Source organism: Ruegeria sp. AB5, from assembly GCF_056542645.1.
The window spans coordinates 1035285-1045254 of the sequence record NZ_JBQGAE010000001.1; the positions used below are offsets into that span (position 1 = coordinate 1035285).

Below are 9970 nucleotides of genomic sequence, written 5' to 3' on the forward strand. Positions count from 1 at the left end.
GTGCGTTATGAGACGCGCAGCCACGTCATCATCCCTCCGGCGGAATGCTCAAGCATATGGCAATGCAAAAGCCAGTCGCCGGGATTGTCCGCGACGAAGGCGATCTCGACCGTTTCGCCGCGGTTCATCAAAATCGTGTCACGTAATGGGCCTAAGGAACCATCCGCAGCGATCTGCCGGAAATGGTGTCCGTGCAAATGCATCCCGTGCGGCCAGGCGGTGTCATTGGTCATGCTGATCCGCACGGTCTCGCCAAGGTCGGCGTCGATCAACGGCGTATCACCCATTTCCGCCATGCCGTTAAAGGCCCAGACTTTACCTTGGGCGGCCAGTTCACGCATATTCAACATCCGACCGCCCATCATCGCACCAAGCATACCGCCCATCGCGCCGCCTTCCATGCGCATGTCCGCGTGTCGGGCGGCTTTAAGGTCTCCAAGTGCGGGCACTGGATTTGGTGGGAGAGCGTCCGGCGCGGCGCGGCGCGTCTGTCGAGCTGCACCACCAACCCGGAAGGCCGCGATGGCATAACCGCCGTCGCGTTCGAAGCTCACAAGGAATGCGTCCTCGCCTTCGTCGGCGACCACATCGACGATAAGGTCCGCCCGCTGCGCTGGCGCAAGGGTGAGTCGTCTCAATGGCTGCGGTGCCTCCAACGGCATGCCATCAAGCGCCACGACCCAGCCTTCCAGGCCCTGAGTTTCAAGCGAGAATATCCGCGCATTCGCCGTGTTGACCAAACGCAGGCGCATCCGCGAATACCGTGAAACCTCTCGCGACCAAGCCCCATCGCCATTCACCGTGATCCAATTGCCGATCCGTCCGCCATGGGACCAATCATGCATATTGCCAAAGCCGTCGGCGATCTGGGCTTCATCCGTCAGACGCCAGTCGTCGAGCAAGAGCACCTCGTCAAGATCGACCTCAGGCGCGCTGTTTGCCTCATCGACAATCAGTGCACCATAGAGTCCACGCGCCATCTGTTCGTAGGTGCGATTGTGTGGGTGGTACCAGTAGGTGCCTGCATCCGGCAACGTGAAGTCGTAGAGAAAATCCGCCCCTGGCTCGACAGCAGGCTGGGTCAGACCGGCAACGCCGTCCATGGCGTTTTCGATGCGGATCCCGTGCCAGTGCACAGACGAGGCTTGGGGCAAGTCGTTCTGGAATACCCGCGTCATCCGTTCGCCTTGACGTGCGCGAAGGAGCGGACCCGGGCTGAGCCCGTCATAGCCCCATATACGCGTCTCCGGATACTCGGGCGGTGCAAGCCGCGCGCTGCCCACCCGCGCGTTTAGGATTGGCGTGGCGTCTGCGCTCGCAAAGGTTGGCAGAGTTGCAGCGGCTGCAGACGCCAAGACTGATTGATGGAATTGCCTGCGGTTAAGACGTGTCATGAAGCGTCTCCAAACGTGTGGTGCGCCGACGCAGCCGGTCGCGTATCCAATGATGCCTGTTCGCTCACTCCGTCGCCGGGTGGCGATGTAACAGTGGTGAGCGCTGCCGTCGTGATAAGGATACCGGCCACGAGCGTTACTTCAAAACCAATTGATCGACGGAGCCGCCTGCGCGTGCCCGGCGTCGAAGCCGTAAGTGCAGGTGTCAGTTTCAGTTTGTTGACCGCGGCCAGAGACAGGACACCCACAAAGAGAACGAGCTTGATCGCAAACATCTGGCCGTAGGGACTGGACAGAGCGGATGGTGTCGCCGCACCCAGAAGAATAAGGGCCAGCCCACCCACGAGAGCGAGCAGGCCGACAACCCACAGCGCCTTGCGACCGAACTCATGTGCCAATGCTCCCGCGCTTGCGGGTGGGTCGCGCCGTGTCGCACGCAGGAGCGGCGCAAAGGCACCGATCCAGAAAGCGAGGCACAGTATGTGCAAGGTGATTAGCGCGCCAAGGATCACCTGCGGCTCGCCGAGCGCGTGACCGCGAAGCGCGAAGGAGGCGGACGCAAGAAATGCGCCCACAAGTGCGAGGATGTGGCCAGCCCGCGCGCGCCACAGGATACAGAAAATGAGCGCAAGCCCCGCAAGACGCACAGCCGCACTTGTCCCAAGCGGGCTCTCAGCCACCATTCCGAGGATCATGGGATCTACCGCACCGTCCCATGTGCCGCCCATGAGGAAGCTGGCCCGCACAGGAAGACGCAGCCCGGTAAAGACGGCTGCTGCAAGCGACGAAAAAACCGCCGTGCGACCTAGGGCTGCGCGTCCGTTCTCACTCACGCATCGCAAGGAGACGACCACCAACACACTGCCGACGGCAACAAGCGTTGCCGCATAGGCAAACGCCTTCACGATGATCGACAGCCATGTGACGGTGTCGGGAGTGGCGAGGATAGCCAGCACCGCGGGTCAGTTCGTCAACTCAAAGGAGAAGCTGCCTTGCATGGCATGACCGTCCGAGGCCAGCCCGCGCCACTCCACAGTATAATTTCCCGGTGCCAGTGGTTCTGGTTCGGCGTGGAACTCAAGTGTTGGCTCCAGCCCGGTTTCGCGCTCCATGGGCATCTCGGAGCCTTCAGCATCAACCAGTCGCACCATGGTGATGCGCATCGGGTCATCGAAGACCATGTGGATCATTTCTGGCGTTTCGGTCAATTGTGCGCCGTGCACCGGTGTCGTGCCCTGCTTTTCGGAATGCGCGACAACCGCCCCGCTCAGAGATAGGAGGATGGCAATGGTAGTGAATAAGCATCTCAATTTTGAAGCTTCCTTTTTAATTGGGCACCACAGCGCCGGTCGTATGTGCAGGCAGATCGCTGACGGGGAATTCGCCGAAATTCATGGTACAGAGACCTCTGGGATTTGGTTGTGCAGCCTCCGGTTACTGGAAGGTCAATAGCAAAATCCCGCTTGACCTTCCAGTAACCGGAGGCCGCATCACGAACGGTAGTCAGGATTCAAAACGTCATGGGGGCAAATACCGTGACCGCCGAGCCCGGATGTACAAAACCTTAAACACAGTGAGAGGTATCCGCTGAATGAGGAAATGGATCATGTTGTCTGGCGCTGTAGTGTCGCTGGCAGCACTCTCCGGAATACTTCTGATGGGTGGGCCGACACCGGTTGTTGTGAGCGATCAACCGAACCTTGCCCGCGGAGAAGCGATCTACGCCGAGGCTTGTGCCGCCTGCCATGGCGAAAATCTGCAAGGCGAGCCGAACTGGCGATCCCCCGGGCCGGATGGCAGGCTGCCAGCGCCACCGCATGATGCGTCGGGGCATACGTGGCACCACTCCGACCAGGTGCTTTTGGACATCACCTTGCGTGGCACAGCCGCGGTCATCGGCAGAGGCTATGAAAGCAACATGCCGGGCTTCGCAGACACCTATTCCGAGGATGAACTGCGCGACGTCCTAGAATGGATCAAGACGCAGTGGCCGGACCGGGAGCGCGCGCATCAGGCAGCCGTTACGGCGCAGGACGATGCGCAGCGCTAGCTGTTGCGGTTTTCGGACCGCTGCTCGCTGCGGCGTCGTGCGATTTCTCGATAGAGAGCCTCTGGCGCTACCGCCAGTTCTTGCGCCACGGTTTGCCAATGCCCCTTCGCGGGCAGTGCACCGTTGTGATCAATCCAGGCATCGAGACGTTGTTGGACTGTCTTCATACCTCTGATTTCAGCAAGGAGGCGGGTCGTCTGCACCATCCGTGCTAAATGTGCGGCCCAAGCCATGGACGTCTCTGGATCAGCCTCCAGCGTTTCCATCAGACGCTCAACGCTGAGCTTTTTCAGGCGCGCTGGTTCGACAACCTTGGCGTCGCAGTGATAGGCCGCAGCGTAGATTGACGCCTCTGCGAGGATGTCACCCGGACGCGCTCTTTGAAAACACATGACTTGGCCACTGATCTGCGTTCGTTCCAGATGAATGCGCCCTTTCTCAATGAGATGTACAAAGCGCACCGGGTCGGCCGCGTGAAACAGATAAGCGCCAGCTTCCGCTTCCATTGGTTCCGCACGGTCAAAAAGCGCTTTCAAAAAATCGTCCATGACATGATCATAATCATGTGTGAGCGGCGCGCGCCATGAGAAGTCCTATGAAAAAGGTATCTGATCATGAGAAGAAATGTTTTTATTGGGTTCGCGGCGTCAGTGTTGAGCATCCCCGTTCTTGCCGATGACAGCCACACACCTTACGCGGGGCTGGAATCCCGGGACATCGCCACCCTGTCAGAGAGTGATATTGCTGAGCTCGAAGCAGGTCGCGGATGGGGTTTTGCGTTGGCCGCCGAGTTGAACGGGCATCCGGGTCCTGCCCACGTTTTGGGGCTTGCCGAAGAACTGAGCTTGTCATCGGAGCAACGCGCACGCGTAGAGGACATCTTCTGGGCAATGCAAGCCGAAGCCATTGCCGCGGGAGCGGTTTTCATCTCAGCAGAACGCGCTTTGGATACAGCTTTCTCAAACCGAGGGGTTGATGCTGCCAAGTTGGAGACTTTGGTTAGTGCAGCCGGTCAAGCGCGTAGCAACCTTCGCTTCGTGCATTTGTCGCGTCATCTTGAGACGCTGGAAGTCCTGAGCGCCCAGCAAGTTGCACGATACAACGACCTGCGTGGCTACACCAATGATCCCTGCGCAAATATTCCTGAAGGTCATGACCTAGAGATGTGGCGACGTCACAATGGGTGTGACAGCTAACCGCGTAAAGAAATCCTTTACGCAGCAGATTTCGACTGCAGCAAAGTCCGCAGATCGTGAGTTTAACTGTTTAGGATTTTGCACCCGCAGCGAATGGCCGATCTGGTGCAGTGCCGCGGTGCGACACCAGTGACTGCGATGAATGACTTTTGTGGGCCGGCTCTACAGCAATTCGCAACGATCGACCTACTCGTGGGTACGAATTTTCTTTGGATCGTAGATTGGGCTTGCTGCGATGGTTGCTTGCGTGTTCATGCCCTCGCCTGCCACGGAGAGGGCCGTTCCAACGGCTAGCCCTGGAACAACATGCGCAAGGGCAAGGGATTTTTCCATCCGGCGTGAGTAGCAGGGGCTGTTTATCACGCCGACGGTTTTGCCATCCAACAAAAGCGTTTCACCGCCATCGACCATGTCGGTGTGGTCGATTTCCAGACAAACATTATTTACTTTTTCGGCCCCCTTTGCCGCCACGACGGCCGCTTTTCCGCGATAGTCGGCCTTGGTTGTGCTGACGGTGAAGTCGAGGCCGACCTCCCATGGGGTATTCGCCTCGGTCATGTCATAGCCGTAAAACAACAGCCCGGCTTCGATACGCACCTTGTCCAGAGCAGTAAAGGAACAGGGCATGACACCCTCCTGCACGAGATTGTCCCAGATATCCGTAATCACTGTCCCGTCTGCGAATATCTCGTAGCCGCGTTCGCCGGAATAACCCGTACGCGAGATGCGGCAGGGATGGCCAAAAAGTGTAGCCGGTACGTGATTGAAATAGGTCAGTTCGGCCAGGTCGATATCTGTATGGGCATTCAGGATTTCCAGCGAGGCAGGGCCCTGCACCGAAAGGTCATGCAGATCGTCAGTGAAGTCGATCTGAACGTCGCGACCCGCTGCCGAAGCCTCAAGAAGCGCCATGGTATCGCCGGACCCGTGCACGATCATCCATTCGTCGCCGCCATTGTTCGACACGATGGCATCGTCGGCGATACCACCTTCATCGGTCAGAACGCAGAGGTAGGCTGCCTTGCCTGGGCAGACTTTGGACAATTCCCGCGTGGTCAGGTAATCCAAAACCGCCTGGGCATCAACGCCCCGCACGAATACTTTCTTCAACGGCGACATGTCGAACATGCCCGCCCGTTCACGGATCGCATCATGTTCATCATTGGGGTCCGTGTTGTAGGTCCAGGCCGTGCCCATGCCGTTCCAGACCTCCAACCCAGAGCCAAGCGCGGTATGGCGCGATGCAAGAGCGGATGTGCGGCTGAGTTCTTCGGTCATTGGTCCCCCCTTCTAGTACCATTCATCCGGCATGCTTGCCTTGCGTTCAGACACGAAGTCTTCAAGCGCTGCTTTGGTGCCAGGGTTCATTTCGGGCTGTTGATAGTTGTCCATCACCTGGCGCCACCGCGCTGTGGCGCGTTGGTCTGACGTGAGCGCGCCGTTCTCTGTCCAGGTCTCGAAAGGACCGGCATCCGGGATTTGCGGTTCAAAATTCGCAGCTCTGTAGTGGCGCAGCGTGTGGCTGGTCGAGAGGAAATTCTCGCCCGGGCCGGTCTCGAGATAGGCATCTCGACCGAAAGCCTCGTCGTCGACGTCAAAACCCTGCAAAAGTTTCAGCATCGCGCCGCAATGATCGACGTCCATGATGAATTTCTCGTAGGACATGACCAACCCGCCTTCCAGCCAGCCCGCCGCATGCCAGACCTGATGTGCGCCGGACAAAAGGGTGGACCACATGGCCCCCGTACTGTCCTGCATCGCTTGTCCGTCCGGGGCGTTGGATGCGGTGATCTGTCCACCGCCAGAGCGCACCGGAACGCCAAGCCGGCGCCCCAGTTGCGACAGCGCCATGGTGACCATATTCGCTTCTGCCGATCCAAAGGTCAGTGCGCCCGTGCGCAGGTTCATGCTGGAATGAAACGACCCCATAACCACCGGGCACCCGGGGTGGACAAGCTGTGCCAGGGCGATGCCGACCATGGCTTCGGCCAGCGTTTGGGCCGCCACTGCCGCAGGCGAGAGCGGCCCCATGGCCCCAGCGAAAACTGCCGGAGAAACGCTAACGCACTGGTTTGCTTTGGCATAGATGCGGAGCACGGAGGACATGGTGTCATCGAACACCAGCGGAGAGTTGACGTTGATATTGGCCTGCATCACCGCGTTGCGCTCCATTTCATCGCACCCAAACACCAGTCGTGCCATATTGATGCTATCCTGCGCGCGGTCAGGTGCAGTGACCGACCCCATGAAGGGTTTGGTCGACAGGGTGAGGTGTGCCAACAACATGTCCAGATGCCGCTTGTTCACCGGCACATCCGTTGGTTCGACCACCGTGCCGCCGGAATGATGCAAGGCGGAGGTGCAGTAGGTAAGTTTTACGAAGTTCCGGAAATCTTCAAGCGTGGCGTATCGCCTGCCATTGGTCAGATCAGTGACAAAGGGCGACCCGTATCCCGGCATCAGAACAACGTTGTCACCGCCCAGGTTCACGGTTCTGGCCGGATCCCGGCCGTGCAATTTGAACTCCGACGGGGCCGTTGAGCAAAGCGCGCGCGCATGGCCCGGTTCAAAACGGACGCGCTCCCCGTCGACACGAGCGCCGGACGCGGCAAACAATTCGAGCGCTTCTTGATCCCCGCGGAATTCGACGCCTATCTTGCTTAGAATCCAGTCCGCCTGATCCTCGATCCCCGCCAAAGCCGCAACGTTCAGCATCGCGTACGCAGGAATTTTTCTCGTCGTGAATGGAGCGCCTGCGAACACTGTGTCACCACATGACGGTCGATCACGACGGGAGCGGCTGCGACGCACTGCCGGTTTCGAGATGTCCGTGGTGGTGTTCAAAGAACCCAAAGGCGTAACTCCGATTCATTTGTTCCCCGGCAGGATTGGCGTTTCCCGCGCAGTTGGGAACCGAAAATTTTTGGCCATTGCGTTCAAAAATTTTGTACAAAATTGATATGCGCCGACACTTTCGCCATCATGACCTTCTTAGGTTGTTCGCCGAGATCGCCCAGCATTCCAGTTTCTCGGACGCTGCCGCAGCGCTGAACATGACCAAGGGTGCGATTAGCTATCAGATCAAGACGCTTGAAGCTGATCTGGGGATGGCCCTGTTCCGCCGCACGACACGCGGCGTTGCCCTAACGGATGAAGGGTTGAAGCTTCTGGCGGCTTGCCGGACCCGTTATCAGGAAATCGAAGCTGATATTCTGGAGATGAAGGGGCGCGTATCACGATCCCTGACTGTTGGAGTGTCGACCTATTTCGCGGCGCGATGGCTATCCCCGCGTCTGATGACCTTTATGCAGCGCCACCCGGACGTGCAGCTGCGCATTCAGCCGATGATCCAGTTTTCTGAGCAGGAAATGCAGCATGTTGATCTGGCAATCAGGTGGGGGAATGGAGATTGGGGGGAAGGCGTGGTGACCCGCTTTATGTCCTTGCCGCCCTATCCCGTCGGAAACTCTTCTGTGGCGCAAAAAGTTGAGGCGTTGGGAATGGGCGTTGCGATATCACAGCTCACATTGCTCAGAGACCGGGACGACAGCAATGCCTGGTCCGATTGGCTGACCGCCGCAGGTCTGCCCCAGCAGACGCGTCAAGATGTGCTGATCGTTCCCGACCCCAATGTTCGCGTGCAGGCTGTCATCGACGGGCAAGGGATTGCTTTGATGGATGACCTTGTGTCGGCCGAACTGGAGGCGCAACTGCTATTCCGGTCGTCCGATATTGAACTGCCCGACTATGGGTATTTTCTGGTTCAGCCGAACGGTACCGTTGTAACGGACGCCGTGGCTGCATTCACGGCCTGGCTGAGAACCCAATCCTGACCACATTCGGTTTGAACGTCATGGGCACTATATTTTCGCTTTAAAAATACGATTCACGGAGGCACCGATATGACAACCGGACACATCATGATGGCCATGAGCCTCGATGGATTTGTTGCAAGACCCGATCACGCGCTTGACTGGCTGAATAAGCAAGCGACACAGAGCGAAGATCACGGCTTTGCCGCGTTTCAGGACCGCATGGATGTGATCATTATGGGATCGGGATCGCTTCGCACCGTTCTGGAGTTCGGGGAGTGGCCCTATACCATTCCCTGCATCGTGATGAGCCGCACAATGACTGACGCAGAAATTCCCGGGGATCTGCGCGACAAGGTCGAGGTTTCAACACTTGAGCCCAAGGCCCTGATGGATTCGTTGGAGAAGCGCGGTTTGAAACGGGCATATGTCGATGGCGGCGCGGTCATTCGGTCCTTCATTCAGGCAGGGCTTATCGAGGACATGAAAATATCCATCGTGCCGATCCTTCTTGGCGAAGGTATCCGGATATTTGGCTCCAATGACACGGACATCGATCTGGAGCTTGTGTCCTCGACCCCTTTCCCGTCCGGCTTGGTGGATCTTGAATACAAGGTGAAACTGTGACCAAGGTCGCACCCGTTGGACGGCCGACAAAGCCGTCGCAACACCTGTCAAAGCAAGTGATCCTGAGAGCGGCATTGCTGATCGTTCAGAAAGGCGGCGTTGACGGGCTGTCTTTTCGTGTGCTGGCTGAATAGCTGGGCGTTGCCCCAATGGCCGTTACCTATCACGCCGGCAATAAGAAACAGCTTTTGACCGATCTGGTGGAGCTTACCTTCAGAGAGGTCGTGGACGGCATCGAGGAGAAGTCCCCGGGCAAACGGGCCCGCAACATACTGGCGACCTACTACGGATATGTGTTGAAGAACGCCAATCTTTTGCGCGCGATTTTGAGTGATGTGACGCTCATGAGCGCGGACCTCGCCCGTGTGGCGGCGGACTTGAAGGCCAGCACGGACCAGCCGAAGAACAGCGACGGTGGCAATATCCTGGTTCACCACCTGATCGATTATGCTCATGGCTTCGTTCTTTCGGCCTCCAGTAGAGAAAACAATCCCCTGACAATCGACGACTTTCTGCGCGACGTTGACTGGATTCTGGATCAGGCGGCCGGAAGGAGCGAGGCGATCTGAGGTGAAGAATCTCCTAATCTGCGCTGCGTGTTAGAACAATCTCAGTTGAGACCTCCCGCAACAACTGATCGTGGTGTTCACGGGCGCGTCCGAGACAGGAAAGACGTCTTTAGTTGAGTTTAGCGTCAGAGTAGTTTTGCATCCGCGACGAATGTCTTTTGTGGATGTCTCCTGCATAGCAAGACATTTTTTGAGCTGAAATGAGCGTCTGTCAGATGCAGTCTTGTGTCCGGCCTGTTTGCGCAGCGCACGCGGCTGCTGGCCCTGATGGTTTCCGCTGACCAAGTCCCAAACGGCAATACGGACAACATGGTGTCCCAGA

Annotated in this window: 11 protein-coding genes; 5 read left to right on the forward strand and 6 right to left on the reverse strand. The window is 58.0% G+C overall.

The genetic code is table 11. From position 1 onward, the window contains the following. Positions 1-5: 5 nt before the first annotated feature. Genes ACR0L4_RS05250 through ACR0L4_RS05260 form a run of 3 tightly spaced genes read right to left on the reverse strand, consistent with a single transcriptional unit; the run spans position 6 to position 2704 of the window. Entirely contained in the window at positions 6-1394 is a 1389-nt protein-coding gene (locus tag ACR0L4_RS05250) for a multicopper oxidase family protein (protein WP_480511083.1), read from the reverse strand. Next, positions 1391-2350 (reverse strand): CopD family protein, encoded by a 960-nt coding sequence (locus tag ACR0L4_RS05255; protein WP_480511085.1) that lies wholly within the window; start codon positions 2348-2350, stop codon positions 1391-1393. The genes ACR0L4_RS05250 and ACR0L4_RS05255 overlap by 4 nt, the downstream gene beginning before the upstream one ends. A 6-nt stretch (positions 2351-2356) precedes the next feature. Continuing rightward, a complete protein-coding gene (locus ACR0L4_RS05260; RefSeq protein ID WP_480511087.1) occupies positions 2357-2704 on the reverse strand; it encodes a copper resistance CopC family protein in 348 nt (115 codons plus the stop codon). Positions 2705-3000: 296 nt separating this feature from the next. Between ACR0L4_RS05260 and ACR0L4_RS05265 the strand changes: the two genes are divergently transcribed. Beyond that, on the forward strand, positions 3001-3444 hold the full coding sequence (locus ACR0L4_RS05265) for a c-type cytochrome (RefSeq protein WP_480511089.1): 444 nt from the start codon (positions 3001-3003) through the stop codon (positions 3442-3444). On the opposite strand, the gene ACR0L4_RS05270 is transcribed toward ACR0L4_RS05265, so the two are convergent. Next, entirely contained in the window at positions 3441-3992 is a 552-nt protein-coding gene (locus ACR0L4_RS05270; RefSeq protein WP_480511091.1) for a Crp/Fnr family transcriptional regulator, read from the reverse strand. The genes ACR0L4_RS05265 and ACR0L4_RS05270 overlap by 4 nt on opposite strands. Positions 3993-4058: 66 nt before the next feature. Between ACR0L4_RS05270 and ACR0L4_RS05275 the strand changes: the two genes are divergently transcribed. Beyond that, entirely contained in the window at positions 4059-4640 is a 582-nt protein-coding gene (locus ACR0L4_RS05275) for a Spy/CpxP family protein refolding chaperone (RefSeq protein WP_480511093.1), read from the forward strand. 186 nt (positions 4641-4826) lie between these two features. On the opposite strand, the gene ACR0L4_RS05280 is transcribed toward ACR0L4_RS05275, so the two are convergent. Further along, positions 4827-5918 carry an aminomethyl transferase family protein gene (locus ACR0L4_RS05280; protein WP_480511095.1) on the reverse strand — a complete coding sequence of 364 codons (1092 nt, stop codon included), beginning with the start codon at positions 5916-5918 and terminating at the stop codon, positions 4827-4829. Between the two features lie 12 nt (positions 5919-5930). Next, positions 5931-7451 carry a trimethylamine methyltransferase family protein gene (locus tag ACR0L4_RS05285; protein ID WP_480511163.1) on the reverse strand — a complete coding sequence of 507 codons (1521 nt, stop codon included), beginning with the start codon at positions 7449-7451 and terminating at the stop codon, positions 5931-5933. A 149-nt stretch (positions 7452-7600) separates the two neighbouring features. On the opposite strand from ACR0L4_RS05285, the gene ACR0L4_RS05290 reads away from it, so the two are divergent. From ACR0L4_RS05290 to ACR0L4_RS05300, 3 genes are all read left to right on the forward strand, one after another. Then, positions 7601-8473, forward strand: coding sequence for a LysR substrate-binding domain-containing protein (locus tag ACR0L4_RS05290; RefSeq protein ID WP_480511097.1), 873 nt, complete (start codon positions 7601-7603; stop codon positions 8471-8473). 69 nt (positions 8474-8542) lie between these two features. Next, complete coding sequence (locus ACR0L4_RS05295) at positions 8543-9079, forward strand: dihydrofolate reductase family protein (RefSeq protein WP_480511099.1); 537 nt, start codon at positions 8543-8545, stop codon at positions 9077-9079. 149 nt (positions 9080-9228) lie between these two features. Continuing rightward, positions 9229-9648 carry a hypothetical protein gene (locus ACR0L4_RS05300; RefSeq protein WP_480511101.1) on the forward strand — a complete coding sequence of 140 codons (420 nt, stop codon included), beginning with the start codon at positions 9229-9231 and terminating at the stop codon, positions 9646-9648. The last annotated feature ends 322 nt before the right edge of the window (positions 9649-9970 follow it).

Coding starts and splice junctions, on each gene's coding strand:
- ACR0L4_RS05280 (WP_480511095.1), bottom strand. CDS start 5,918: ATGACCGAAGAACTCAGCCGCACATCCGCTCTTGCATCGCGCCATACC.
- ACR0L4_RS05265 (WP_480511089.1), top strand. CDS start 3,001: ATGTTGTCTGGCGCTGTAGTGTCGCTGGCAGCACTCTCCGGAATACTT.
- ACR0L4_RS05295 (WP_480511099.1), top strand. CDS start 8,543: ATGACAACCGGACACATCATGATGGCCATGAGCCTCGATGGATTTGTT.
- ACR0L4_RS05275 (WP_480511093.1), top strand. CDS start 4,059: ATGAGAAGAAATGTTTTTATTGGGTTCGCGGCGTCAGTGTTGAGCATC.
- ACR0L4_RS05300 (WP_480511101.1), top strand. CDS start 9,229: ATGGCCGTTACCTATCACGCCGGCAATAAGAAACAGCTTTTGACCGAT.
- ACR0L4_RS05270 (WP_480511091.1), bottom strand. CDS start 3,992: ATGGACGATTTTTTGAAAGCGCTTTTTGACCGTGCGGAACCAATGGAA.
- ACR0L4_RS05290 (WP_480511097.1), top strand. CDS start 7,601: ATGCGCCGACACTTTCGCCATCATGACCTTCTTAGGTTGTTCGCCGAG.
- ACR0L4_RS05250 (WP_480511083.1), bottom strand. CDS start 1,394: ATGACACGTCTTAACCGCAGGCAATTCCATCAATCAGTCTTGGCGTCT.